At 71.7% G+C, this 24,560-nt stretch carries 23 protein-coding genes and 1 pseudogene; 13 read left to right on the forward strand and 11 right to left on the reverse strand.

Annotation, left to right across the window (positions count from 1 at the left end; all coding sequences use genetic code 11):
• Positions 1-142: 142 nt before the first annotated feature.
• Positions 143-637, reverse strand: a complete 495-nt coding sequence (locus tag ACZ61E_RS14305) for an inorganic diphosphatase (protein ID WP_003968257.1) — start codon at positions 635-637, stop codon at positions 143-145.
• Positions 638-824: 187 nt separating this feature from the next.
• On the opposite strand from ACZ61E_RS14305, the gene dacB reads away from it, so the two are divergent.
• The 6 genes from dacB to folE all read left to right on the forward strand — a co-directional run bounded on the left by dacB (position 825) and on the right by folE (position 8,608).
• On the forward strand, positions 825-2,327 hold the full coding sequence (gene dacB, locus ACZ61E_RS14310) for a D-alanyl-D-alanine carboxypeptidase/D-alanyl-D-alanine endopeptidase (protein ID WP_469699942.1): 1,503 nt from the start codon (positions 825-827) through the stop codon (positions 2,325-2,327).
• A 129-nt stretch (positions 2,328-2,456) separates the two neighbouring features.
• Positions 2,457-3,587, forward strand: a complete 1,131-nt coding sequence (locus tag ACZ61E_RS14315; protein ID WP_469699943.1) for a zinc-dependent metalloprotease — start codon at positions 2,457-2,459, stop codon at positions 3,585-3,587.
• Between the two features lie 380 nt (positions 3,588-3,967).
• Positions 3,968-5,038, forward strand: a complete 1,071-nt coding sequence (tilS, locus tag ACZ61E_RS14320; protein WP_469699944.1) for a tRNA lysidine(34) synthetase TilS — start codon at positions 3,968-3,970, stop codon at positions 5,036-5,038.
• Positions 5,039-5,107: 69 nt separating this feature from the next.
• Positions 5,108-5,668 carry a hypoxanthine phosphoribosyltransferase gene (gene hpt / locus ACZ61E_RS14325; RefSeq protein ID WP_147878376.1) on the forward strand — a complete coding sequence of 187 codons (561 nt, stop codon included), beginning with the start codon at positions 5,108-5,110 and terminating at the stop codon, positions 5,666-5,668.
• A gap of 195 nt (positions 5,669-5,863) precedes the next feature.
• Entirely contained in the window at positions 5,864-7,891 is a 2,028-nt protein-coding gene (gene ftsH, locus ACZ61E_RS14330) for an ATP-dependent zinc metalloprotease FtsH (protein WP_469699945.1), read from the forward strand.
• Positions 7,892-8,002: 111 nt separating this feature from the next.
• A complete protein-coding gene (gene folE, locus ACZ61E_RS14335; RefSeq protein ID WP_469699946.1) occupies positions 8,003-8,608 on the forward strand; it encodes a GTP cyclohydrolase I FolE in 606 nt (201 codons plus the stop codon).
• Positions 8,609-8,674: 66 nt separating this feature from the next.
• On the opposite strand, the gene ACZ61E_RS14340 is transcribed toward folE, so the two are convergent.
• The 6 genes from ACZ61E_RS14340 to ACZ61E_RS14365 form a co-directional block, all read right to left on the reverse strand.
• On the reverse strand, positions 8,675-9,160 hold the full coding sequence (locus ACZ61E_RS14340; RefSeq protein WP_469699947.1) for a DUF3180 domain-containing protein: 486 nt from the start codon (positions 9,158-9,160) through the stop codon (positions 8,675-8,677).
• Between the two features lie 138 nt (positions 9,161-9,298).
• A complete protein-coding gene (gene folK / locus ACZ61E_RS14345) occupies positions 9,299-9,895 on the reverse strand; it encodes a 2-amino-4-hydroxy-6-hydroxymethyldihydropteridine diphosphokinase (protein WP_469699948.1) in 597 nt (198 codons plus the stop codon).
• Positions 9,892-10,251 carry a dihydroneopterin aldolase gene (folB, locus tag ACZ61E_RS14350; protein WP_469699949.1) on the reverse strand — a complete coding sequence of 120 codons (360 nt, stop codon included), beginning with the start codon at positions 10,249-10,251 and terminating at the stop codon, positions 9,892-9,894. Before folB ends, folK begins: the two co-directional genes overlap by 4 nt.
• A gap of 212 nt (positions 10,252-10,463) precedes the next feature.
• Positions 10,464-10,922, reverse strand: a complete 459-nt coding sequence (locus tag ACZ61E_RS14355) for a nuclear transport factor 2 family protein (protein WP_469699998.1) — start codon at positions 10,920-10,922, stop codon at positions 10,464-10,466.
• 5 nt (positions 10,923-10,927) lie between these two features.
• The gene (gene folP / locus ACZ61E_RS14360; RefSeq protein WP_469699950.1) at positions 10,928-11,794 is read right to left on the reverse strand and encodes a dihydropteroate synthase; all 867 of its coding nucleotides are present in this window, start codon (positions 11,792-11,794) and stop codon (positions 10,928-10,930) included.
• Positions 11,795-11,870: 76 nt separating this feature from the next.
• Positions 11,871-13,043 carry an ABC transporter ATP-binding protein gene (locus ACZ61E_RS14365; RefSeq protein WP_469699951.1) on the reverse strand — a complete coding sequence of 391 codons (1,173 nt, stop codon included), beginning with the start codon at positions 13,041-13,043 and terminating at the stop codon, positions 11,871-11,873.
• Between the two features lie 143 nt (positions 13,044-13,186).
• Here ACZ61E_RS14365 and ACZ61E_RS14370 point away from each other — a divergent pair, with 143 nt between their 5' ends.
• The 4 genes from ACZ61E_RS14370 (at position 13,187) to ACZ61E_RS14385 (ending at position 17,015) form a co-directional block, all read left to right on the forward strand.
• Positions 13,187-13,924 (forward strand): ABC transporter permease, encoded by a 738-nt coding sequence (locus ACZ61E_RS14370; protein WP_469699952.1) that lies wholly within the window; start codon positions 13,187-13,189, stop codon positions 13,922-13,924.
• Positions 13,925-13,927: 3 nt separating this feature from the next.
• On the forward strand, positions 13,928-14,662 hold the full coding sequence (locus ACZ61E_RS14375) for an ABC transporter permease (RefSeq protein WP_469699953.1): 735 nt from the start codon (positions 13,928-13,930) through the stop codon (positions 14,660-14,662).
• A gap of 65 nt (positions 14,663-14,727) precedes the next feature.
• The gene (locus ACZ61E_RS14380; protein WP_469699954.1) at positions 14,728-15,702 is read left to right on the forward strand and encodes an ABC transporter substrate-binding protein; all 975 of its coding nucleotides are present in this window, start codon (positions 14,728-14,730) and stop codon (positions 15,700-15,702) included.
• A gap of 107 nt (positions 15,703-15,809) precedes the next feature.
• Positions 15,810-17,015, forward strand: coding sequence for a hypothetical protein (locus tag ACZ61E_RS14385; RefSeq protein ID WP_469699955.1), 1,206 nt, complete (start codon positions 15,810-15,812; stop codon positions 17,013-17,015).
• A gap of 72 nt (positions 17,016-17,087) precedes the next feature.
• On the opposite strand, the gene ACZ61E_RS14390 is transcribed toward ACZ61E_RS14385, so the two are convergent.
• On the reverse strand, positions 17,088-18,239 hold the full coding sequence (locus ACZ61E_RS14390; protein WP_469699956.1) for an NADH-quinone oxidoreductase subunit D: 1,152 nt from the start codon (positions 18,237-18,239) through the stop codon (positions 17,088-17,090).
• Positions 18,236-19,264, reverse strand: coding sequence for an SAM-dependent methyltransferase (locus tag ACZ61E_RS14395; RefSeq protein WP_469699957.1), 1,029 nt, complete (start codon positions 19,262-19,264; stop codon positions 18,236-18,238). The genes ACZ61E_RS14390 and ACZ61E_RS14395 overlap by 4 nt, the downstream gene beginning before the upstream one ends.
• Before the next feature lie 174 nt (positions 19,265-19,438).
• Between ACZ61E_RS14395 and ACZ61E_RS14400 the strand changes: the two genes are divergently transcribed.
• The 3 genes and pseudogenes from ACZ61E_RS14400 (at position 19,439) to ACZ61E_RS14410 (ending at position 22,010) form a co-directional block, all read left to right on the forward strand.
• Positions 19,439-20,641, forward strand: a complete 1,203-nt coding sequence (locus tag ACZ61E_RS14400) for a sensor histidine kinase (RefSeq protein WP_469699958.1) — start codon at positions 19,439-19,441, stop codon at positions 20,639-20,641.
• 90 nt (positions 20,642-20,731) lie between these two features.
• Complete coding sequence (locus ACZ61E_RS14405) at positions 20,732-21,409, forward strand: response regulator transcription factor (RefSeq protein WP_469699959.1); 678 nt, start codon at positions 20,732-20,734, stop codon at positions 21,407-21,409.
• Positions 21,409-22,010, forward strand: a pseudogene (locus ACZ61E_RS14410) (AAA family ATPase). Before ACZ61E_RS14405 ends, ACZ61E_RS14410 begins: the two are co-directional and overlap by 1 nt.
• Positions 22,011-22,100: 90 nt before the next feature.
• Here ACZ61E_RS14410 and ACZ61E_RS14415 read toward each other — a convergent pair.
• Together ACZ61E_RS14415 and ACZ61E_RS14420 are read right to left on the reverse strand one after the other, a co-directional pair.
• Positions 22,101-23,195, reverse strand: a complete 1,095-nt coding sequence (locus ACZ61E_RS14415; RefSeq protein ID WP_469699960.1) for a DUF5937 family protein — start codon at positions 23,193-23,195, stop codon at positions 22,101-22,103.
• A 71-nt stretch (positions 23,196-23,266) separates the two neighbouring features.
• Positions 23,267-24,457 carry a threonine aldolase family protein gene (locus ACZ61E_RS14420; protein ID WP_469699961.1) on the reverse strand — a complete coding sequence of 397 codons (1,191 nt, stop codon included), beginning with the start codon at positions 24,455-24,457 and terminating at the stop codon, positions 23,267-23,269.
• Positions 24,458-24,560: the final 103 nt, after the last annotated feature.

Genomic DNA, 24,560 nt, shown 5'->3' on the forward strand with positions numbered 1-24,560 from the left:
GGGCGAACAGGGGAGAGGGAAGAGACACAAAAGACAGGGAGCCCCCCCCCCCCCGCCCCCCCCCCCCCCCCCGCTGTTACGTGCCGCTTCCCGTCCGCTCAGGAGCTGACGGCCCCTGAGACCCGGTCCGTGGGGCGCGTGTTCAGTGCGCGCCGCCCTGCGCCTCCAGGCGCTTGTACGACGCCTCGATCTCGGCCTCCGCCTCGGCGCGGCCCACCCAGTCCGCGCCCTCGACCGACTTGCCGGGCTCCAGGTCCTTGTAGACCTCGAAGAAGTGCTGGATCTCCAGACGGTCGAACTCCGACACGTGGTGGATGTCCCGCAGGTGCTCCACACGCGGGTCCGACGCGGGGACGCACAGCAGCTTGTCGTCGCCGCCGGCCTCGTCCGTCATCCGGAACATGCCGATCGCACGGCACTTGATGAGGCAGCCGGGAAACGTCGGCTCGTCCAGGATGACCAGCGCGTCCAGCGGGTCGCCGTCCTCGCCGAGGGTGTTCTCGACGAAGCCGTAGTCGGCCGGGTAGCTGGTCGAGGTGAAGAGACGACGGTCAAGGCGGATCCGGCCGGTCTCGTGGTCCACCTCGTACTTGTTTCGCGAACCCTTAGGGATCTCGATGGTGACGTCGAACTCCACGGGTGGCTCCTCCATGATCAACACAGATGTCGGTGATGCTGCTGTCGGTGGTACCGCACGTCACCGGGGCCGACCCCGGGGCCGAGCAGGATCGGCCATCGCTGGCCGGGGCACCGTGCTCGTGGCAACGCGCAGTGATTAAGTGTCCCCCACGCAGCTGTGTGATCGCGAAAGGGGCTGGTCAACCGTGCTTGAGCCGAAAGTGTGGCAGCTCACGGCGGGTTCCGCCGTGCTCGGCCTCGTACTGGCGGCCGGGGCGGTGGCCTTGGCCGGCCCCTGGGACTCCGGTCAGCGTAAGGCCGAGCGGGACTGGGCGGCCGCTCAGGGCCGTACAGGTGGCGCACATCACGACGGGGAGCGGGTGCCCGCGCCCGCGCCCAGCGCCGCCGGAGTGCTCGCCGAACTCGGCGTGTCGGCCGAGTCCCTGTCCGCGCCCGCCGATCTGCCGGGCGACCTGACGGCGACCCTCGGGCCGCTCCTCGAATCCCCCGACCTCGGAGCGGCGCCCGCGGCGTCCGTCGTCGATGTCGCCACGGGCGAGCAGCTGTTCGGGCGGCGCGCCGACCGGCCGATGGCACCGGCCTCCACCATCAAGATCGCCACGGCGGTCGCCGCGCTCTCCGCGCTCGGCCCCGACCACCGCATCGCCACCACCGTGGTCACCGCCGACGGCGGCAAGGGCGACGACGACAAGCCCGGCGGAAAGCCCGCCCGCCGGTCCGGGGGCGAGCGCGGCGGCGAGGCGGACGGCAAGGGGGAGGACCCGACGGAGATCACCCTCGTCGGCGGCGGCGACGCCACCCTCGACCGAGCGGGCCTGCGCTCCCTCGCCGCCGACACCGCCAGGGCGATGCGCGACCGCGGCGTGCACCGGGTGACCGTGCGCTTCGACGTCTCCCTCTACTCGGGGCCCCGGGAGCACCCGATCGGCCCCAACGACAACATCGCGCCGGTCACCGCCCTGATGGCCGGTCAGGGCCGCCTCGACGGTTCCGCCGCCGACACCTTCGGCGGCCCGGCACCGCGCAGTGGCGACCCGGCGGGCGACGCGGCCGACGTCTTCGCGGAACTGCTGCGCGACCGCGGCCTCAAGACCTCGGGCCTCCCTGCGGTCGGCCGGGCCCCCCAGGACGCCGACCGCCTCGCGGTGACGTACTCGCGTCCCGTCTCCGCCCTGGTCGAACGCATGCTGACCAACAGCGACAACGACATCGCCGAGTCGCTGGTCCGGCAGACCGCGATCGAGGCCGGCAGACCCGCGAGCTTCGCGGGCGCCCAACAGGCCGTCCAGGCCGAGCTGAAGAAGCTGAAACTGCCCGTCGGCGGGGCACTGCTGCGCGACGGCAGCGGCCTCAACCGCCACGACAGGCTCACCGGCGGTCTGCTCACCGCGCTGCTCGCCCGTGCGGCCGACCCCGGCCGGCCCGAACTGCGGCCGGTGCTCACCGGTCTCCCGGTGGCCGGATTCAGCGGCACGCTCCAGGGCCGCTACACCGACGCGGACGCGACCACCGGCAGTGGCCTGATCCGTGCCAAGACCGGCACGCTCACCGGCGTGAACTCCCTGGCGGGCACCGTCGTGGGCCCCGGCGGACGGCTCCTCGCGTTCGCCTTCCTCGCGCAGGACGCCCCGGCCCCCGATACGGCCCAACGCGCCCTGGACCACCTCTCGGCGGAACTGGCGTCCTGACCACCCCCGTCCCGGCTTGTCCCCGGGCGGGGACACGGGCGGCCACCCGCACCGACCGGGACCGGCCGGGACGGGAACGGCCCGGCCGACACCCCACCGCCTTCGGGCCCGAGCACGTACGGTTGACACATGACGAGCATCGGTGGGGCCGAGATGGTGGACTGGAATCTCGCGGTCGCGACCGCGACCCGGCTCGCGCGGCCGGGACCGGAGGTGAGCCGGGACGAGGCACGCGAGATCGTCGCGGAGCTCCGGCGGCACGCCAAGGCGGCCGAGGAGCACGTGCGCGGCTTCACCCGGATGATCCCGGACGGCCACGAGCCGACGGACACCCCCGTCCTGGTCGTGGACCGGGCGGGCTGGATCAAGGCGAACGTCGCGGGCTTCCGCGAACTGCTCAAACCACTCCTCGACAAGATGCAGGACCGCCGGTCGAACACGGCGGGCGGCGCCGTCCTGGGCGCCGTGGGCGGCAAGGTGACCGGCGTCGAGCTGGGCATGCTGCTGTCGTTCCTGTCCTCGCGCGTCCTCGGCCAGTACGAGACGTTCGCCCCGCCGAGCCGTGACCTCCCTTCGAGTGACGGGGGCGGCGGGCGGCTGCTGCTCGTCGCGCCGAACATCGTCCACGTCGAGCGCGAACTGGACGTGGACCCGCACGACTTCAGACTCTGGGTCTGCCTGCACGAGGAGACCCACCGCACGCAGTTCACCGGGGTCCCGTGGCTGCGCGACCACCTCGAGAGCGAGATCCAGTCATTCCTGGAGGAGACGGACGTCGACCCCTCGACCGTCGTGGAGCGCCTGCGTGAGGCGGTCCAGTCGCTCACCGGCAGCCGCCCCGAGGGCGAGGAGGAGGACGAGGGCCGGAGCCTGGTCGAGCTGGTGCAGACACCCGGCCAGAAGGAGATCCTCGGCCGCCTCACCGCCGTGATGTCCCTGCTCGAAGGCCATGCCGACTACGTGATGGACGGCGTGGGCCCGCAGGTCGTGCCCTCGGTGGCCGAGATCCGCGAGAAGTTCCAGCAGCGCAGGGCCAAGGGCGCCAGCCGGCTCGACCAGGCGCTGCGCAAGCTGCTGGGACTGGACGCGAAACTCCGGCAGTACCGGGACGGGGAGCGTTTCGTACGCGCCGTGGTGGACGAGGTCGGCATGGACGGCTTCAACCGTGTGTGGACCTCCCCCAACACCCTTCCCACGAAGGCGGAGATCGCCAAGCCGGCGGACTGGATCGCACGGGTGCACCGCAAGGCCGAGTCCTGACGCGCACTCCCTGGGTCGTGTCAGCGAAGTCCCGCCCGGCCCGCGACGCCTGGCGCGGCACCTCGCCGCGTGGTCGGAGTCGGCCGGGTACGCCCGGTACGAGACCGATCCTCCGCGGACCCCGCCCTGCGGGCGGACGGCGCTAATTCGAAGACACGACCCAGAAGTCACGCGCCGCGAGGGCGCGTGCCCGATGTCGACGCCCACAGGTGTCCACCGGATTGGGCCAGCATCACCCATCCGAGGGACCGTGGGCGGTGGGTAGGCGTGCGATGCTCGGGGAACGGCCCGGTTCTGTCACCATCGACGCACTCTGTGTGACTGAATCCCGTCCCCACTCCGACCGAGGCACCCCCCAAACATCACGAAGGGCACCGGACATGGGTCCCCATCCTGCGGTCGCGGCGATACGCCTGGCGGTCCGCCGCGTACTCCACGACGTCATCACCGAATGCTCCGCATCCGGCCCCGGCATCGAGCGCTCCCGTCCCACCGGGACGGACGCCGACCGGGCCGCCGCACCGCCGCCGGCCGACCGCCGGCCGCTGGTGCTCGTCGCCTGCTCCGGAGGCGCCGACTCCATGGCGCTCGCCTCCGCCCTCGCCTTCGAGGCCCGCAAGCTCTCCGTCCGGGCCGGCGCCGTCACCGTCGACCACGGTCTCCAGCCCGGCTCCGACCTCCGCGCCGCCGAAGTCGTCTCCCGGCTCGCCGCAATGCGGCTCGACCCCGTCGAGTCCGTCGCCGTGACAGTCGGTCGTGACGGAGGCCCCGAGGCCGCCGCCCGTGACGCGCGCTACGCCGCCCTCGACGCCGCCGCCGAGCGTCACAGCGCCGCCGCCGTCCTGCTGGGCCACACCCGCGACGACCAGGCCGAGACCGTCCTGCTCGGCCTCGCCCGCGGCTCCGGCACCCGCTCGCTCTCCGGGATGGCACCCGTCTCCGGCGCCACCGGCCGCTACCGCCGCCCCTTCCTCCAGCTCGACCGGCAGACGGCCCGAAAGGCCTGCCTCGTCCAGGCGATCCCGGTCTGGGACGACCCGCACAACGCCGACCCCGCCTACACCCGCTCGCGCCTGCGCCACGAGGGTCTGCCCGCCCTGGAGAAGGCGCTCGGCAAGGGCGTCGTCGAGGCCCTGGCCCGTACCGCGCAGCTCTCCCGCGACGACGCCGACGCCCTCGACGCCTGGGCGGCCGACGCCGAGTCCGCCGTACGGGACGACACCGGTCAGCTCGAATGCGCCAAGCTGTCCGCGCTGCCGCCCGCCGTCCGGCGCCGTGTCCTGCGCCGGGCCGCCGTCGTCGCAGGCGCCCCCGCCGGGTCGCTGTTCGCCCGGCACATCGAGGAGGTCGACCGCCTGATCACGGGCTGGCGGGGCCAGGGAGCCATCAACCTGCCGGGCCGCGTCGAGGCCCAACGGCAGGGTGGCAGACTGGTCATCCGGCAGGGCTGAAGCGCTGACGCACGACGGCTGTGTCTACCGGGGTGGCGAGTTCGGGCCTCCTGGCCGACGACGAAAGTGATGCGGGTGGACCACAAGGACATGGGCGCCGACCTCCAGTCGGTGCTCTTCACCAAGGAAGAAATCGACGCCAAGCTGGTCGAACTGGCCGCCAAGATCGACGCGGAGTACGCGGGCAGGGACGTACTCCTCGTCGGCGTCCTCAAGGGCGCCGTGATGGTGATGGCGGACCTGGCGCGTGCCCTGTCCACCCCCGTGACGATGGACTGGATGGCCGTGTCCTCGTACGGCGCCGGGACGCAGTCCTCCGGTGTGGTCAGGATCCTCAAGGACCTGGACACCGACATCAAGGGCAAGCACGTCGTGATCGTCGAGGACATCATCGACTCCGGTCTGACGCTCTCCTGGCTGCTGTCGAACCTCGGTTCGCGTGAGCCCGCGTCGCTGGAAGTGTGCACGCTGCTCCGTAAGCCGGATGCCGCAAAGGTCGCGATCGATGTGAAATGGATCGGATTCGACATTCCCAATGAGTTCGTTGTCGGCTATGGCCTGGATTACGCGGAGAAGTACCGCAATCTGCCATTCGTCGGCACGCTCGCCCCCCATGTGTACGGCGGCTGAGCCGGCCCCGGCCCACGCCGGGACGCGACGGGAACCCCGGCACCACTCCCGCCGTTGGAGCATGGGAAGACCGGTTTACCGGCAGTCCCGTGCGGTCGCGGGTGACAATGCTGGGGTACGGTCCGAAGAACAGTCTTTTCTCACAGCGACATTTACCTACGGGCAGGAGGGACGGGGCGTTCTCGCTCCGTATGGATGGACGTGAAGCGATACTTCCGTGGGCCGGTCATGTGGATCGTGCTGGCCGTCCTCGCCGTGGTCGTGTTGATGCAGGTCGTCGGCTCGTCCGGCGGCTACAAGACGGTGGACACCGGCGAGGTCGTCCAGGCGATCGACAAGAACCAGGTCGACCAGGTCAAGCTGACCACTGGCGACGAACAGATCATCAAGATCGACCTCAAGGACGGTCAGAAGGTCCAGGGCGGCGACAAGGTACAGGCCAGTTACATCGGCTCCCAGGGCTCTGCCCTGGCCGAGAAGCTGCAGGGCAAGTTCGAGAGCGGCGACATCAAGCAGGGCTACACGGTCTCGCCCTCCAAGCAGAGCCCGTTCGTCTCCGTGCTGCTCTCCCTGCTGCCCTTCGTCCTCATCGTCGTGGTCTTCCTGTTCCTGATGAATCAGATGCAGGGCGGCGGCTCCCGGGTCATGCAGTTCGGGAAGTCCAAGGCCAAACTCATTACGAAGGACACCCCCAAGACGACGTTCGCCGACGTCGCGGGATCCGAGGAAGCGGTCGAGGAACTCCACGAGATCAAGGAGTTCCTCCAGGAGCCCGCGAAGTTCCAGGCCGTCGGCGCCAAGATCCCGAAGGGTGTGCTGCTCTACGGCCCGCCCGGTACGGGTAAGACGCTGCTCGCCCGCGCCGTCGCCGGTGAGGCCGGTGTCCCGTTCTACTCGATCTCCGGTTCCGACTTCGTCGAGATGTTCGTCGGTGTCGGTGCCTCCCGGGTGCGCGACCTCTTCGAGCAGGCCAAGGCGAACGCCCCGGCGATCGTCTTCGTCGACGAGATCGACGCCGTCGGCCGGCACCGCGGCGCGGGCCTCGGCGGTGGCCACGACGAGCGCGAGCAGACGCTCAACCAGCTGCTCGTGGAGATGGACGGGTTCGACGTGAAGGGCGGGGTCATCCTGATCGCCGCCACGAACAGGCCCGACATCCTGGACCCCGCGCTGCTGCGCCCGGGACGTTTCGACCGCCAGATCGCGGTCGACCGCCCCGACATGCAGGGGCGTCTGGAGATCCTCAAGGTCCACCAGAAGGGCAAGCCGGTCGCCCCGGACGTCGACCTCGGCGCCGTCGCCCGCCGTACGCCCGGCTTCACCGGCGCGGACCTGGCGAACGTGCTGAACGAGGCGGCGCTCCTCACGGCGCGCAGCGACAAGAAGCTCGTCGACAACCACTCGCTGGACGAGGCGATCGACAGAGTCGTGGCGGGCCCGCAGAAGCGGACCCGGATCATGTCCGAGAAGGAGAAGAAGATCACCGCGTACCACGAGGGCGGCCACGCCCTGGTCGCGGCGGCGTCTCCGAACTCCGACCCGGTGCACAAGATCACGATCCTGTCCCGCGGCCGGGCCCTCGGTTACACCATGGTCCTCCCGGACGAGGACAAGTACTCGACCACCCGCAACGAGATGCTCGACCAGCTCGCCTACATGATGGGCGGGCGCGCGGCGGAGGAACTGGTCTTCCACGACCCGACCACCGGCGCGGCCAACGACATCGAGAAGGCGTCGGCGACGGCGCGGGCCATGGTCACCCAGTACGGCATGACCGAGCGGCTCGGCGCCATCAAGTTCGGCGGCGACAATACGGAGCCGTTCGTCGGACGTGAGATGGGCCACCAGCGCGACTACTCGGAAGAGGTCGCCGCGCTGGTCGACGAAGAAGTCAAGAAGCTGATCGAGACGGCGCACAACGAGGCCTGGGAGATCCTCGTCGAGAACCGTGACGTTCTCGACAACCTCGTCCTCGCGCTGCTGGAGAAGGAGACGCTCAACAAGGACCAGATCGCCGAGATCTTCTCGACGATCGTGCGCCGCCCGGCCCGTCCGGCGTGGACCGGTTCCTCGCGGCGTACGCCTTCGACACGTCCGCCGGTGCTCTCGCCCAAGGAGCTGGCCCTCACCAACGGCGCGGTCGGCACCAACGGCACGATTCCCGGTGTGACGACCGGCGAGTCCGCTACCGAGGCCGTTCCGGAGGACCGTCCCGAAAGCTGATCCCGCGCCTCTCACCAGGCCCGGAATAGATGCCGCGCCCCACAGGTCTTAGCCTGATGGGGCGCGGCATTCCTGTTGGCGCGCACGGAACGGCGGAGGAACGAGGCCCAGATGACCAACCCCGTGAAGCTGGACGGCGAGGGTGTGATCGGCGAGTTCGACGAGAAGCGGGCCGAGAACGCCGTTCGGGAACTGCTGATCGCGGTCGGGGAGGACCCGGACCGCGAGGGCCTGCGCGAGACGCCGGGGCGGGTGGCCCGCTCGTACCGGGAGATATTCGCCGGGCTGTGGCAGCGGCCCGAGGAGGTTCTCACGACGACGTTCGACATCGGCCACGACGAGATGGTGCTGGTGAAGGACATCGAGGTGCAGAGCTCCTGTGAGCACCATCTGGTGCCGTTCCACGGTGTCGCGCACGTCGGGTACATCCCGTCGGCCGACGGGAAGATCACCGGGCTGTCGAAGCTGGCGCGGCTCGTGGACGTGTTCGCCCGCAGACCGCAGGTCCAGGAGCGGATGACCACACAGATCGCGGACTCGCTGATGAAGATCCTGGAGCCGCGCGGTGTGATCGTGGTCGTCGAGTGCGAGCACATGTGCATGTCCATGCGCGGGGTGCGCAAGCCCGGCGCCAAGACGATCACCTCGGCGGTACGGGGACAGCTGCGCGACCAGGTGACCCGCAACGAGGCGATGAGCCTGATCATGGCCCGCTGAACCGCCGCGGGCGGAGGCCGGCCCGGTGTTCCGGCCGGTGACGCCGGGACCCGTCCGGGACGGGGCTCAGGCGTGGGCGGCGCCCTTGTGGTCGTCGTCGTGCCCTTCGGGCAGTTTGCAGACACGCTCCAGGAATATCGCCGCGGCGATCACCGCGATGCCGGCCAGCACCGAGAATCCCGCGTAGTACGCCTGGTCCCGCCGGGCGGGGATGTCGAGGGAGCCGAGCAGGAAGACCCCCGTCCCGCCGTACATCCCGGCGACCAGCGCCGCGACCAGCGCGCTCGCGTGGCCGAAAACGACGGCGCGCGCCGCCATCATCGGATCCACGCCCTTGGCACCGGGCCGGCGCTCACGCTGGGCGCGCAGCCGGGACCGCAGGGAGAGCGCCGTCGCCATGAGGACGACGGCGATCACCGCGAGCACGATGGGCGCGGCGAGCGGGACGCTGGGCAGGGTGCCGAGGGAGTCCCAGAGGCGCGCGGCGCCCCAGGAGAGCACCCCGGCCACGGCGAAGATGCCCGACAGAACCCGGATCCGCAATTGCCCCACCGCGAAAGCCCGCCCTTCACCCGTACTCGTACTCGTCCACTGACACACGTCATCCGCGCACCCCGAGGGCGCGCGGGCCCTGTACCGGCACTCCGGGACGGCACCCGGACCGGCCGGGCGGTCCGCAGAGCCTAACGATTAGTCGGGCAGGCGGAGTTCCAGGTCGGTGCGAGGTTCCACACCCCGCTGCTCGATGACGGCGAGCAGTTCGGAGACCGTACCCCGCCCGGCGAGCAGCGCCTCGGGCTCCACGTCGAGCCAGGGCACGAGCACGAAGGCGCGCTGGTGGGCGCGCGGGTGCGGCAGGGTGAGAACGGGGTCGTCCGACACGACGTCCGCGTACGCCACGATGTCGACGTCGATCGTGCGCGGCCCCCAGCGCTCCACCCGGACCCGGTCGAAGGCTTCCTCGACGGCCTGGGCGCGCTCCAGCAGGGAGGAGGGCGGCAGTGTCGTCTTCACCACGACGATCGCGTTGAAGTACGAGGGCTGGGAGCCCGGTTCGACGCCCCACGGCTCGGTCTCGTACACCGGGGACACCGCCTTGACCCGCAGGCCGGGGGTGTCCTCCAGCGCGTCGACGGCGCCCTGGAGGGTCTCCAGCCGGTTGCCGAGGTTGGACCCGAGGCTGATCACGGCGCGCTTCGGGTTGGACAGGGTGACGTCCGCCGCGTCGACCTGGGCCACCACCGAGGTCGGCACCGGCTGAACGGTCGGGTCGCTCTGGGATTTCATACTCGGCTCCGGGTGATGGTGATGGTCACATCGTCGAAGGGCACCGTGATCGGGGCGTCCGGCTTGTGCAGCGTCACCTCGACCTCTTCGACGCCGTCGTGCTTCAGACACTGCTCCGCGATGCGCTCGGCAAGCGTCTCGATCAGGTCGACCGGCTCGCCCCGCACGACGGCCACGACCTCCTCGGCCACGATTCCGTAGTGGACTGTTCTCGCCAGGTCGTCTCCGGCGGCGGCGGGGCGCGTGTCGAGGCCCAGCACCAGATCCACGATGAAGGTCTGCCCCTCCTCGCGCTCCCGGGGGAAGACGCCATGGTGCCCACGGGCCTTGAGGCCGCGCAGCGCGAGACGGTCCACGCGAATCACTCCTGCTGTCGTTGGTCGAGTGGGGCACTGTGCCGTACAGGACGGCCGTGTCCCGGCTCGAATCTACTCGCGGGCTCCCACACGCCCTGCCCGTGGGGCCCCGGGCGCCGCGGACCGGTGGTCGCGGCGGGCTCCGCGTGACTGGGCACCGCAGGTAGTCCCAGCGGGGCGGAGCCGGCCCCTCGTAAGGTCGGTCTACCCACTCACGCGGGAGTTTCGTCGTCCTGCTCGTCGTCGGTTTCGGCCAGAACGGGTGAGCCGTGGTGGGACCAGACCCGCCAGCCGTCGGGGGTGCGGCGGAACACGTTCGTGGCGACCACCAGCTGCCCCACGAGCGGGCCGAGCGCGCCGCTCTCCTCCGCCGGTCCGCCGCTCAGGATGTTCTCGGTGCAGGTCACGAGGGCGGTGTCGCCCGCGACGGAGACCACGACATCCGTGAGGAAGAACTGGATGTACTCGGTGTTGGCCATGATCAGCGCGTACGAGCGCAGCACCTCGCCGCGGCCGGTGAGCACCGGCCAGCCCGGGTGGACGCAGCTGACTGCGGGGCTGTCGCCGTCCAGCCACAGTTCGGACAGCCCGTCCAGGTCGCCGCGCTCCATGGCTTCGTAGAAGGCGGTGTTGAGGGCGTCGACCTGTTCCCTGTCGGTCCCGCTCGGCAGACTCCTCACCGGGCGCCCTCGACGGCGCGTGCCACGCGGACGGCGTCGGCCGTCGCGCGTACCTCGTGCACCCGGACCGCCCAGGCGCCCTCGCGCGCGGCGATCGCGGAGACGGCGGCGGTGGCGGCGTCCCGTTCGCGGGCCGGCGGCGGGGCGCCGTCACCGGCCAGTACCCGGCCGAGGAACCGCTTGCGGGACGCGGCGACCAGCAGGGGCCGGCCCAGTGCCCGCAGGTCCGTCAGACCGGCCAGCAGGGCGAGGTCGTGTCCGGCGTCCTTGGCGAAGCCGAGGCCGGGGTCGACGACCAGGCGCCCGGGGGCGATCCCCCCGGCGACGACCGCCTCCATTCGCTCGCGGAGTTCGGCCACCACCTCGGCGACGACGTCCGTGTACACGGCCCGGGTGTTCATGTCCTGGCTGAAGCCGCGCCAGTGCATGACGACGAAGGGCACCTCCGCGGCGGCGACGGCGGGCACCATGGCCGGGTCCGCGAGGCCGCCGCTGACATCGTTGACCAGGACGGCGCCGGCGGCCACCGCCTGTTCGGCGACGGAGGCCCGCATGGTGTCCACGGACACGGTGACGCCCTCGGAGGCCAGGCCCCGTACGACGGGCACGACGCGCCGCAGCTCCTCGTCCTCGCCGACCCGGGAGGCGCCGGGGCGGGTCGACTCGCCGCCCACGTCCACCAGGTCGGCGCCCTCGCCGGCCAGGTCGAGGCCGCGCTTGACCGCGGCCGTGGTGTCGAACCAGCGGCCACCGTCGGAGAAGGAATCGGGCGTCACGTTGACGACTCCCATGACCGCGCAGCGGTCCCACTCCGGCAGGCCGTCGACCGTGCCCCTTCCGCCCCGCGGGCGCAACGTACTCATACGTCCCACCCTAGGCCCGTACGGGGGCGGGGACGTGCCCGCCGGGCGGGCACGGGCTCCTTCACGGGCGGCGCGGTCAGGAGGCGGCGATCTGTGCGACGGTCTCCAGTTCCACCTCGGTGCGCGGGATGGCGTGCGCGTCCGCGTCGATGGAGCGGCGCAGCGCCTCGTGCAGCCGGGCCGGGGTCAGGACTCCGAGGAAGCGGCCGGTCTCCTCCTTGTCGATGACGGCGATCCAGCCGGCGTCGTGCTGGAGCATGGTGGAGAACGCCTGCTTGAGTGAGGCGCCGACGGGCAGCCACGCCTCCATACGGCGGGCGTGCTCCCGCACGCTGCCCGCGGACCCGGTCTCCTCGGCGGAGATCCAGCCGTGCAGATTGTCGTCGGCGTCCAGGACGACCGCCCAGCGCGCGCCCTCCTTGGAAAGCTTCGCCGCCGCCGTCCGCAGGGGGTCGTCCAGATGTACGACGGGCGGCTGTTCCAGGTCGCCTTCCTCGATCGGTGTGACCGAGAGGCGCTTGAGGCCGCGGTCCGCGCCGACGAAGTCGGCGACGTACGGCGTGGCGGGGGCGCCCAGCACGGCGGCGGGGGCGTCGAACTGCTCGATGGTGCCCTGGCCGTAGACGGCGATCCGGTCACCGAGCCGGACAGCCTCCTCGATGTCGTGAGTGACGAAGAGCACGGTCTTGTTGACGGCGGCCTGGAGTTTCAGGAACTCGTTCTGGAGGTGTTCGCGTACGACGGGGTCGACCGCGCCGAAGGGCTCGTCCATCAGCAGGACGGGCGGGTCGGCGGCCAGCGCCCGTGCCACGCCCACGCGCTGGCGCTGTCCGCCGGAGAGCTGCTCGGGGTAGCGGTCGCCGTAGACGGACGGGTCGAGACCGACCAGGTCGAGGAGTTCGGCCGCTCGCTCACGGCCCTTGCCGCGCTGCCAGCCAAGGAGATGGGGGACGGTCGCCGTGTTCTCCAGGATCGTCTTGTGGGGGAAGAGGCCCACCTGCTGGATCACATAGCCGATCCGGCGCCGGAGTTGGACGGGGTCGATGGTCGATATGTCGTCCCCGTCCAGGAATATCCGGCCTTCGGTCGGTTCGATCAGCCGGTTGACCATCTTCATGGTGGTGGTCTTGCCGCAGCCGGAGGGTCCGACGAGCGTGACCAGCTCGCCCGCTCCGACCTCCAGGCTGAGGTCGTCGACGGCCGTGGTGCCGTCCGGGTACCGCTTGGTGACGTGCTCGAATCGGATCATGATTTCCCCATTGTGACGGGTCTTGTGTGAAGGCAATGTTGCTGGAATGTGGCGGCCTTCCACGATTGTCGGTGGTCGGGGATAGGGTCGCCCAGACAAAGACACCAGACATACGTTCGGAGAGATAGGGGAGGCGGGGGTGGATGAGCACTCAAAGCTGTCTGGCGGCGAACGAATGGATCTGCGGAGAGTACCTCCGCTCCCGTAGCCAGGAGTTGATCGATGCGACGGTCCAGCACGTCGGGATCACCGTCGTCTCGGTCCTCATCGGGCTGCTCGTGGCCTTTCCGCTGGCGCTGCTCGCCCGCGGCAAACCGGCTTTCGCCGGGCCCGTGCTCGGACTGACGACGCTGCTCTACACGATCCCGTCGCTGGCGATGTTCTCGCTGCTGCTGCCGTTCTTCGGGCTGTCGACCGCGCTGGTGGTCACCGGCCTGGTGCTCTACTCGCTGACGATCCTCGTGAGGAACATCATGGCGGGCCTCGACTCCGTCCCCGCCGAGGCCAAGGAGGCCGCCCGCGGGATGGGGTACGGCTCCGGGCGGCTGCTCTGGGAGGTCGAGCTGCCGCTCGCCCTGCCCGCGCTGATGGCGGGGCTCCGGATCGCGACGGTCTCCACGATCGCGCTGACGACCGTCGGCTCGATCGTGGGACGCGGCGGCCTCGGCAATCTCATCGAGGACGCGCTGCCGAGCCTCTTCAAGGCGCAGGTGCTCACCGCCTCCGTGCTCTGCGTGCTGCTGGCGGTCACCGCCGACCTGCTGCTCCTGGGGCTTCAGCGACTGCTCACGCCCTGGACGCGCATACGTACGGTCAAGGACCGCTCGCCGCGCCCTGCGCGTGCGGGCCGGACCGGCGACCCGGTGAAGGTGGGGGGCTGACCCATGGGTGTCCTGGGTGACGCGTGGACCTGGCTGGTCACCGGTTCCAACTGGTCCGGTGACGGCGGGGCCCTGGCCCGGCTCGGTGAGCATGTGTACGTCAGCGGGGTCGCGCTCGCACTCGCCTGCGCGATAGCCCTGCCGACGGCCTTCTACCTCGGGCACATCGGCAAGGGCGGCGCGCTGGCCGTCAACATATCCAACGTGGGGCGGGCGATCCCGGTCTTCGCCGTGCTCGCCCTGTTCATGCTCTCCCCGCTGCGCAACGCCGGCTATGTGCCGACGATCGTCGCTCTGGTGCTCTTCGCCGTGCCGCCGCTGCTGACCAACGCCTATGTGGGTATGCGGGAGGTGGACCGCGCGGTGCTGGAGGCCGCACGGGGCATGGGGATGTCCGGGCGCCAGCTCTTCCTGAGGGTCGAGCTGCCCCTGGCGTACCCGATGGTGATGACCGGCCTGCGGTCGGCCTCCGTGCAGGTGGTCGCCACCGCCACGATCGCGGCGATGGTGGGGCAGGGCGGTCTCGGGCGGATCATCACCGCCGGCTTCAACACGTACGACACCCCGCAGGTGGTCGCGGGCGCGCTCCTGGTGGCGCTGCTCGCGCTGCTGGTCGAGGGCGTGCTCGTGGCGGTGGACCGGGTGCTCGACCCGTCTCCTCGCGCCGCGGCCACCCGGGCACAGCGGCCCGGCGGCGACGCAGCTGCGAACGGTGTTCCGAATACGACGACCGTGTGACGACCGACTTTTCTCTCTCTCGACTTTTTCGGCCTCCCATGGCCTCTACGGATGGTGGAACTCTCATGAGCAAGACCTCGCGCATGGCGGGTGCGGTGCTCGGCGCCGTCGTCCTCACCGCGTCGCTCGCCGCGTGCGGCGGCGACAGCCTGGAGTCGGACGGCGGTTCCGACAAGGGCTCCGGCTCCGACAAGAAGGGCTCCCTCGTCGTAGGCGCCGCGGCCTTCACCGAGTCCAAGGTGCTGGCCGAGCTCTACGCGCAGATCCTCGGTGACGGCGGATACGACACCTCCGTCACCACGGTGAAGAACCGCGAGCTGTACGAGCCCTCCCTGGAGAAGGGGGAGATCGACGTCGTCCCGGAATACGCGGCGACGCTCACCGAATTCCTCAACGCCAAGGTGAACGGCGCGGACGAGGCATTGAAGACCCCGCTCGCCTCCAGCGACACGGCCGCCACGGTCGCCGCCCTGGAGAAGCTGGCCGAACCGCGCGGGCTCAAGGTGCTGCCCGCCGGCAAGGCGGTCGACCAGAACGCCTTCGCCGTGACCAAGGAATACGCGGAGAAGAACAACCTCAAGACGCTCTCGGATCTGGGCGCTTCGAAGCTCAAGGTGAAGATCGCCGCGGGCGACGAGTGCGAGGTACGGCCGTTCTGCGCGCCCGGCCTCAAGAAGACCTACGGGATCGACGTCGTCGGCATCGACCCGCAGGGTGTCGGCACGCCGCAGGCCAAGCAGGCGGTGAAGGACGGCAAGGACCAGCTGGTGCTCAGCACCACCACCGACGGCACGCTCGACAGCTTCGGTCTGGTGGTCCTGGAGGACGACAAGAAGCTCCAGAACGCGGACAACGTACTTCCGGTGGTCAATGCCAAGGACGCCGGTTCCCAGGAGATAGCGGACCTTCTCGGCAAACTCGGCGACACCCTCACGACAGAGGATCTCGCGAAGCTCAACCTGAAGGTCGACGCGGAACGCGCGAAGCCCGCGGATGTCGCCAAGGAGTATCTGGAGTCGAAAGGTCTGATCGGCAAGTAGCCGCCGGACGGAGGGAAGCGGAGGAACGGCGGTGGGGTCGGCAACGGACGGGGAAAGATTGTCCGGCCGACCCCCATTCCGCGTCCACGCGCGGTAAATTTCGGGCCATGCCACGTGGACGCCATCGCCATTCCCCGCCCCTCCACAGGATTCTGCCGCCGTCGGCCGTCGCGGGGGCCGCGGCGCTCTGCGCCGCGGGCGCCTGGCTCCTCGCGGAACCCGTGGCGCTCCGTGGTCTGGTGGCCGTCACCGCGGTGGCCGCCGTCACCGGCGCCTGTCTGATGCGCAGTTGGGACGCGGCGGCGGGCAGGCGTGTCGCGGAGCTGACGCGCGCGCGGGCGAGCGAGGAGTGGAAGACCGAGGAGCGAATAGCCGAACTCGAAGCCGATATCGACGAATCGCGCGAGATTCGCACCAGGCTGGAGACCAAGCTGCGCGCCAAGCGGGCCGAACTCGCCAAGCTGCGCGGTGAGCACGCCGCGCTCCTGCGGCGGTACGCCACGGCGGAGACCGCGCGGGCCAGCGCGCTGGAGGGCCGGCGGCAGCTCGCGATCGAGGCGGCCCAGGAGCCCAAGGCGCTGCCTCCCGCGGGCAGTACGCCCACCGCGTCGGCGTACTTCCGGGCCGCCAAGGCCCTCGACGACCTGACCCGCAACGGCATCACGCAGCACACCCGGCGCATCCTCGATGACGCCCGCCGGCGGCAGCTCGCCGAACGCGCGGCCCGCGAGGCCGAGGTGGAGGCGGAGCGGGCGAGGCGGGCCGCGAAGGCCGAGGAGAGCGCACGCGCCGAGAGGGCGGAACAGGAGCGGGCCGAGCGGGAGAAGGCGGCCGGCCGGGGGCGCTCGGCGGAAGCGGCGACAGCCGCCGAGCCGCACGACCGCCCGTCGTCCGCGCTGCCGCTGAGGGCCCGGCGGACGTCGTCCCTGCCGGCCACCCGCCCCCACCCCGGCGCCTCGGCGATCGTCCCGTACAGCAGGCGCCACCGGCTCCAGCGCGGTCCCGAGGGAGGGTTCGACTTCTTCGGTACGCAGAAGGGCGGCCCGTCGGGCGCCGAACCGTCCGCCGACGCGACCGAGGACGGCCGGGACGCCGCGGAGGCCCCCGGCCCGGGCAGCGGGGCCGGACGGGCGGAGCAGGCGCAGTTGGAGCGCGCGCAGCGCGAGGACCTGGCCGATGTGGCAGGTGAGGAGGCCCTGGCCGCGCAGCGCGAGTCCGGGGACCCGGCGGTGGGCCAGGTCATCGACCTCACCGAGCACGACGAGACGGAGCCGCTGCCGCTGGGCCAGCTGCGCAGCGCGATCGGCTCCTGAGCCGGGGGCGGGCCCCGGCCTCGCGGGCGGGGCCGCGCCCGTTCGGCGGCCCGCCCGTGCAACTCGTCCGTGCTACTTGTCGATGTCGCCGACGACGAAGAAGAGCGAGCCGAGGATCGCCACCATGTCGGCCACCAGGGTGCCCGGCAGCAGTTCGGTGAGGGCCTGGATGTTGTTGAAGGACGCCGAGCGCAGCTTCAGCCGGTACGGCGTCTTCTCGCCCTTCGACACCAGGTAGTAGCCGTTGATCCCGAGCGGGTTCTCGGTCCAGGCGTAGGTGTGTCCCTCGGGCGCCTTGAGGACCTTGGGCAGCCGCTGGTTGATCGGGCCGGGCTCCAGATCGGCGATGCGGTCCAGGCACGCGTCCGCGAGGTCCAGCGAGTTGTGGGTCTGTCCCAGCAGGCATTCGAAGCGGGCCAGGCAGTCCCCGTCCTCGCGGGTCACGACCTCCAGCGTGTCCTGGAGTTCGCCGTACGCGAGGTACGGCTCGTCGCGGCGCAGATCGAAGTCCACGCCCGAGGCCCGAGCGATCGGACCCGAGACCCCGTACGCGTGCACCGCCTGCGCCGGGAGGACGCCCACGCCACGGGTGCGGCCCCGGAAGATCTCGTTGCCGAGGACCAGCCTGTCGTACACGTCCATCCGCGAACGGACCTCGGAGACCGCGTGCCTGGCGCGGTCCAGCCAGCCCGCGGGCAGGTCCTCCTTGAGACCGCCGACCCGGTTGAACATGAAGTGCATCCGGCCGCCGGAGATCTCCTCCATGACGGCCTGGAGCTCCTCGCGCTCCCGGAAGGCGTGGAACACCGGGGTGATCCCGCCCAGTTCGAGGGGGTAGGAGCCGAGGAACATCAGATGGTTGAGCATCCGGTTCAGCTCGGCGAGCAGGGTCCGGGTCCAGACGGCGCGCTGCGGGACCTCCATACCGAGCATGCGCTCGACGGCCATCACCACACCCAGCTCGTTGGAGAACGCCGACAGCCAGTCGTGGCGGTTGGCGAGCATCACGATCTGGCGGTAGTCGCGCGCCTCGAACAGCTTCTCGGCGCCGCGGTGCATGTAGCCGATGACCGGCTCGGCGTGCTGGATCACCTCGCCGTCGAGTACCAGGCGCAGTCGGAGCACACCGTGCGTGGAGGGGTGCTGGGGCCCGATGTTGAGCACCATGTCCGTGCTCTCGGCCGCGCCGCCGATGCCGACCGTCGTGCGGGTGGTCTCCGTCATGGGGCCCAGTCTCTCAGAGCGGTCCGGACGGGGGTCATCAGCCAGCCGAAGTCACCGAGACCGCCGCGGGCGGTCAGTTCGGCGGCCTGGCCGGCGGTGGCGAGCGCGCCCACGTAGGAGGCGGGGTCGGTGGTGGCGAGGGAGAGCGGGGGGCGCGCCCCGCTGACGCCGAGACGGTGCAGGGCCTCGCGCTGACTCAGTACGAAGGCCGCCGGGCCGCCCCGGACGACCGGCCCCTCCCGGCCGTCCGTGGCGTCGGTGCCGTCCGTGCCGTCGGCGTGGTCCTTCCCCGGTTCCGTGACCGCCGCCGCGCACGCGTCCAGCGCCACGTGCGCGGTGATGTCGCCGCTCCCGTCCGGCACCGGACGCACCTCGCGGCCGTCCCGGAACCCGGTCAGCGTCCCGAACAGCGGCCGGTCGCCCCGTACATGGGCGTAGTCGACGGCCACCGCCAGCCCCCGGTCCAGCGTCGCCGCGGCGGCGGCCCACGCCTCGTCACGGGTGCGCCCGATCTCCGCCCGCGACCCCGGCCCGGCCATCGGCCACCAGCGCGCCAGCCACGCGGCGTCCGCGCCGCCGACCGGGGCGCCGGGCCGCTCCGTACCGTCGGGGCCGACCAGGACGTAGCGCACCGTCCCGTCGGGACCGGTCTCGGCGACGTCCACCGGCACGTTGTCCAGCCACTCGTTGGCGAACAGCAGTCCGCGCACACCCTCCGGCGGCCGGTCGGTCCACTCCACGCGCGCGTCCAGCCCCGGCGGTCGCGCGGCCCGTTCCACGGCGTACGGCCTGACGGCCAGCCCGTCCGGCACGGCGGCCAGGACCCCCGTCAGCAGCTCCCCGCGCCCCGCGCCGACGTCGACCAGGTCGATCTCGTCGGTGTCCAGCGCCTCCGCCGTCGCCACCAGCAGCCGCGCGACGGCCGACGCGAACAGCGGGGAGGCGTGCACGGAGGTGCGGAAGTGCCCGGCAGGCCCCTCAGGGCGCCGGTAGAAGCCCTCCGGGCCGTACAGCGCGCTCTCCATGGCCGCGGCCCACCCACGCGGCTCAGGGCCCCACAGGGCCCCGTGAGGCCCCTCGCGCTTACACGTCTCATCCGTCACGGGCCCAAGTCTCCACCTTGGGGAGTACGCGCCGACCGACCGGATCGGCCCTCCGGTTGACCCTTCTACCTTTTCCGCTTCCCTACGCTGGGTTACGTGCAGCGTCTCTATGATTTTCTCCGCAGGCACCCGACGGGCGTCGACAGCTTCTGGGCTGTGGCGCTCTTCGGGTTCTCCCTGCTGTGGGTGGGGGTGGAGAGCAACACCGGCGTCGAGCGGATGCTCGTGGCACTCGTCGTCGTGCTTCTGCTGTCGCTGACCGTCGCGCTGCGCCGACGTGCCCCGGAGAAGATGCTGCTGCTGATCGCCGTCCTGGGCGTGGTGCAGCTGCTGGCCGACATCAGCGTCAATCCGGCCGACTTCGCCATGCTGGTGCTCATCTACACGGTCGCCGCCCGTGGCGGCCCCCGCTGGGCCACCCGGCTGGGCCTGATCGGCGGGGTCGCGGCGGCGCCGCTGGCGTCGCTGCGCTGGCCCTCCACCGAGGCCGGCTTCGGCGGGCAGGTCTTCCTCACCGTCGTGCTGACCGTGCCCTTCGTGCTCGCCTGGGTGCTCGGCGACTCCATCCGGACCCGTCGCGCGTACTTCGCTGAGCTGGAGGAGCGCGCCACCCGGCTGGAGAAGGAGCGCGAGGCGCAGGCCAAGGTGGCCGTCGCCGCCGAGCGCGCCCGGATCGCCCGCGAGCTGCACGACGTCGTCGCGCACAACGTGTCGGTGATGGTCGTCCAGGCCGACGGCGCCGCCTATGTCCTGGACAGCGCGCCCGAGCAGGCCAGACAGGCGCTGGAGACCATCTCGGGCACCGGACGGCAGGCGCTGGCGGAGATGCGCCGGCTGCTCGGTGTGCTGCGGACCGGGGATGTGAAGGAGAGCGGCGAGTACGTGCCGCAGCCCGACGTCCGGCAGATAGAGGACCTGGTCGAACAGGTGCGCTCGGCGGGGCTCACCGTGGACTTCAAGGTCGAGGGCACCCCCCGGTCGCTGCCGAGCGGGGTGGAGCTGACCGCGTACCGGATCGTCCAGGAAGCCCTGACGAACAGCCGCAAGCACGGCGGACCGGATGTGGGGGCCAGCGTCCGTCTGGTCTACTTCGACGACGGGCTCGGGCTTCTGGTCGAGGACGACGGGCGCGGCGCGGGCCACGAGATGTACGTGGACGGTGGCGCGGACGGCCGGGGGCACGGTCTCATCGGGATGCGGGAGCGCGTCGGCATGGTCGGCGGCACGCTCGACGCGGGGCCGCGCCCGGGGGGCGGCTTCCGCATCAGCGCGCTCCTTCCACTGAAGCCCGCGCACTGAAGTGGAGCCCGCGCACCGGGCGCCGGCCGTCACCACTCCCGCCCGCGCCACCCCGACCGCCCACTGGACCAACGGAGAAGGAACCCGCCGATGTCGATCCGCGTGATGCTCGTCGACGACCAGGTGCTGCTGCGCACCGGTTTTCGCATGGTGCTGGCCGCACAGCCGGACATGGAGGTCGTCGCGGAGGCGGGCGACGGCGCGGAGGCGATCGAGAAGTTGCGCGGCACCGCCGTGGACGTCGTCCTGATGGACGTCCGTATGCCGCGGCTGGACGGGGTGGAGGCGACCCGCCGGATCTGCGCGGAGCCCGACGCGCCCAAGGTGCTCATCCTGACCACGTTCGACCTCGACGAGTACGCCTTCTCGGGGCTCAAGGCGGGCGCCAGCGGCTTCATGCTCAAGGACGTACCGCCGTCGGAGCTGCTGACCGCGATCCGCGCCGTGCACAGCGGTGACGCGGTCGTCGCGCCGTCCACGACCCGGCGGCTGCTCGACCGCTTCTCGGCGATGCTGCCGAGCGGCAAGGAGAGCGGGGCGGCCTCCGGCGCGCTGGAGCGGCTGACCGGCCGCGAGCGCGAGGTCATGCTGCTCGTCGCGCAGGGCCTGTCCAACGGCGAGATCGCCGCCCGGCTGGTGCTCTCCGAGGCGACCGTGAAGACGCACGTCGGCCGCATCCTCACCAAGCTCGGTCTGCGCGACCGGGTGCAGGTCGTGGTGCTCGCGTACGAGTCGGGACTGGTGCGCGCCGGGGGCGGCGCCCTCTGATGCTCCTGTGGCTCAACGGCCCCTTCGGCGGCGGGAAGACACAGACCGCGTACGAGATCGCGCGGCGGCTGCCGGGCAGTGTCGTCTGCGATCCCGAGCACGTCGGGTTCGGGCTGCACCGCATGCTGCCCGCGGGGCTGCGGGGCGACTTCCAGGACCTGCCCGTCTGGCGGCAGGGCGTGCACGACATGCTGGATCTGGCGCTGCGCGGGCACGACGGCCCGGTCATCGCCCCATGACGCTCGTCGACGACGGCTACTTCGGGGAGATCGTCGGGCGGCTGCGTGCGGAGGGGCACGACGTACACCACTTCGCGCTGCTCGCGGAGCGCGAGACCGTCCTGAGGAGGCTCACCGAACGCGGACTCGGGCTGGGACTCAGGCGGGAGAGTTTCGCCGTCGGGAAGCTGGACCACTGTCTGGAGCGGCTGGCCCGGCCGCAGTTCGGCGAGCACCTCCGTACGGACGGCCTGACGGTCCCCCAGGTCGCCGACGCCGTCGCCGCTTCGGCCGGGCTGCGGCTCGCGCCGGACACCGACAGCGCGTTCCGTCACCGGCTGCGGCGCGCCTGGACCGGCGTCAGGCACATCCGCTTCGACTGAGCCGGAGCCGGAGCCTTGCCCCGGAGCCGGAGCCGGAGCCGGAGCCGGAGCCGGACCGGAGGGCAGGGGCGGTGGGCGGCTCCGCGCCGGTCAGCGCAGCACGCCCTCCAGGAAGTCGCTGCCGAGCCGGGCCACGAGGGTCACGTCCAGCTGGTGCAGCACATAGCGGCCCCGGCGACGGGTCGACAGCAGCCCGGCCTTGCGCAGCACGGCCAGATGCCGGGACACCTCGGGCGCCGTGATCCCGTACGCGTCGGCCAGCTCGCCCGTCGTGAACCAGCCCCGCGCCAGACTCCGGCACATCCGCATCCGCATGGGGTGCGCGACCGCCTCCAGACGGAGCTTCACCGTCTCCACGGACGGCGCGCCGTCCGACGGCTCCGGGCTGCCCACCGGGTACTGGACGACCGGCTGCCAGCCGGGCGCGTACAGCGCCAGCAGATGGGGCCAGCCGAAGGCGGTCGGCAGGAAGGTCAGGCCCGATCCGGTGGCGGTCGTGGCGCCCGACGTGAGCTTGTCGACGACCACGGCCCGGCCGCCCGTCGCCGTCTCCCGGAGGCTCACCGCGGACGAGACGGCGGCGACGGCCTCCGCGAGCCCCTTGCGCCGCAGCAGCTCGGTCTTGTGCCGGGCGTCGGCGGCCAGCTGGACGCGGACGCGCCGCCAGGTCTCGGCGAAGAACGCCTGGTCGCAGTCCTCCAGCAGCCGCCGTATCCACTCCCGGACGGCGGGCGGATCGTGCAGCATGCGCCGTACGAAGGCGGCCTGCCGCGGCCCCCGCGCCGCCGCCAGGTCCAGTACGCGCCCGCGCGTGGCGGCGTCCGCCAGCGGGGACTGCGCGCCCGTGCCGTAGCGACTGGCGCAGGAGATCTCCAGCGCCGCGTCCACGTACTGCTCGTCCGGCATCGTGTCGAGGTCGTCCAGCTCCTCGGCCAGCGTCTCGCGGGGGCGGGCGGGCAGCAGGATGTCGGAGCGGGCGGAGCGCCACAGGAAGTCGGCCTCGTGCAGCCGGTCGGCCAGCTCCGGCTTGAGGCCGGCGGACGTCGAGGTGACCCAGCCGTGCAGCCGGGCGTGGTGACCGGGCTCGGACAGCGCGTGCAGGGCGGCGCCCAGCTCCGCGAGCGGGGAGGGTCCGAAGACGATCCGCTCGTGGGGCAGTCCGGTGATGTCGATGGTCACGCTCATGCAGCCATGCTGCCCGCCGCCACTGACAGCGCGGCGGACGATTGACGCCACCCGTCAATCGGCGGGCCCGTTCAGCCGGCGGCCCCGTTCCCGGCCGTCACGCGCGCCATGAACTCACCGACGGCCGCCCGGACGTCGTCCGCCGTCCACTCCAGTCCCGCCGCCCCCACCGTCACCTCCGCCACCGCCAGGCCGGGCGGGCCCGCACCCGACTCGAACCAGCGGCGGAACAGCGTCACACCGGTCTCCTCGGCCTGCCGCACCGACGCCTCGTTGAGCACCGCCGCCTCGTACGGAAGCCACACCTGGAACTGGTGCGTGTGCGGCCTTCCCGGATGCACCCGGAACCACGGGGCCACCGCCTCCCCCGCGGCGCCGGGCGCGGGCTCCCCGAGCCCCTCCGCCAGCGCCGCCGCGACCACGCGCGCGTGCGCCACGTACGAAGGCAGCCGGGGCAGCTCCCGTTCGAGCCCCAGCAGCGCGGAGAGCGCCGCCGGATACTGCTGGAAGAGCTGCCCTCCGTACCGATGCCGCCACACCCGCGCCTCCTCGACCACCGCCGGCGGCCCCACGAGCATCGCCCCGGACAGCCCGTCCAGGGACTTGTAGAAGGACACGTACACGCTGTCGGCGAGTCCGGCGATCTCCTTCAGCGGCCGGCCGAAGTGCGTCACGCACTCCCACAGCCGCGCGCCGTCGAAGTGCACCACCGCGTCGCGTTCGCGCGCCGCCGCCACCACCGCGACGAGCTCGTCCCACGTCGGCAGCACGAAACCCGCGTCGCGCAGCGGCAGTTCCAGCATCAGCGTGCCGAACGGCTCGTCCGCCGCGTGGATCTCCTCCGCCGACGGCAGCCGGGGCGCGGACGTCGGATGGACCGTACGCAGTCCGCTGACGACCGACAGGGCGCCGCCCTCGTGCACCTCGGGGTGCGCCAGCGGGTGCAGCGCCACGGTCGCGTTCCCGGTGCGCCCCGCCCAGCAGCGCAGCGCCACCTGCTGCGCCATGGTCCCGGTCGGGAAGAACGCGGCGGCCGGGAAGCCGAGCAGGTCCGCCACCCGGCTCTCCAGCTCGGCGACGACCCCGTCCCCGTACACGTCCGTCCATTCGTCCAGGTCGTGGACCGACGCCGCGTCGGCCGCCAGAGCGGCCAGCCGCTCACCGAGGGGCCGGTCGGCCGAGCCGCGCCAGAGGATCCGTCCGGACGCCTTCCAGGCGGCCAGCCGTCGTCGTCGTTCGTCCTGTTCGCTGATGTCTCCCATGGGGGGATCATCGTCCACGGGGCGGCCGGGTCCCACTCCTTGCGCCGGGGCCGCCCACAGCCTGTGGACAGTCGGGGAATGCCACGAAACGCTGGCGTAGCAT

Source organism: Streptomyces sp. NPDC104581, from assembly GCF_055583685.1.